Annotated in this window: 1 protein-coding gene; it reads left to right on the top strand. The window is 66.1% G+C overall.

Features of this window, described 5'->3' with window-relative positions:
- Positions 1–1,002, top strand: a 1,002-nt coding sequence (locus ACK4SC_RS11690) for an IS256-like element ISTth4 family transposase (RefSeq protein WP_409618147.1), incomplete at both ends; no start/stop codon positions are given.

A 1,002-nucleotide genomic window follows, 5' to 3' on the forward strand; every position in this document is an offset into this window, starting at 1 on the left:
AGGTTCTGCAGACGGTTCTGGAGCTGGACCGGACGGCCTTCTTGCAGGTGCACGGGGGGCGCAGGAACGGCTACTACCCCCGCAAGCTGGAGACCACCTTCGGCCAGGTGGACCTGAAGGTCCCTAGGGATCGGGAATCTCGGTATTACCCGGCTTTCCTTAAGCCCTACGCCCGCCGCCTGGTGGACGTGGGGGAAGTAGCTGTGGCCTTGTACGCCGCCGGGGTCAGTCAGCGCAAGGCGGCCGAGATACTGAGCCTGCTCTTAGGCCACCGCTACTCCCACGAGACCCTGAGCGCCCTGACGGACGAGGTCCTGGAGGCGGCAGGAGCCTTCCGCACCCGGCCTTTGCCCGAGGAGATGGCCTTCGTCTACCTGGACGGGCTTTCCCTAAAGGTCTTTAGGGAAGGAGAAGGGATCGTACGGGAAAGCGTGTATGTGGCCCTGGGCATCGCCCCTAATGGGGAGAGGCGGGTCCTGGGGTTTTGGCTGTTGCCCACGGAGAGCGCCCTGGGATGGGAGGGGGTCCTGGGAGAGCTTTGGCAGCGGGGCCTGCGGCGGGTGTTGCTCTTTGTCACCGACGGGCTGCCCGGGCTTCCTGAAGCGATCCGCAGGGTCTACCCTCAGGCGGAATGGCAGCGGTGCGTGGTGCACGGGGTGCGGTGGAGCCTGTCCCAGGTGCGGGCGCGGGACCGGGGCCTGCTGGCGGAGGACCTGAGGCGGGTGTACGGGGCGGAGAGCCGGGAAGAAGCTCTTGGGGCCTTGGAGGAGGTGAAGGCCGCCTGGGGTTCGCGGTACCCGGGGGTGGTGGGGCTTTGGGTGGAGGAGTCTGGAGCCTTCCTGCGCTTCTACGGGTACCCCAAGGTGCTTTGGCCGTACCTGCGGAGCACCAACCTGATGGAGCGGTTTATCCGGGAGCTACGGCGGGGGACGAAGGTGCGGGACCACAAGTTTCCCAAGGCGGAGGCGGTATACAAGCTCCTTTACCTGGAGTCACGAAGTG

Source organism: Microcella sp. (assembly GCF_046293215.1).
Lineage (GTDB): Bacteria > Actinomycetota > Actinomycetes > Actinomycetales > Microbacteriaceae > Microcella.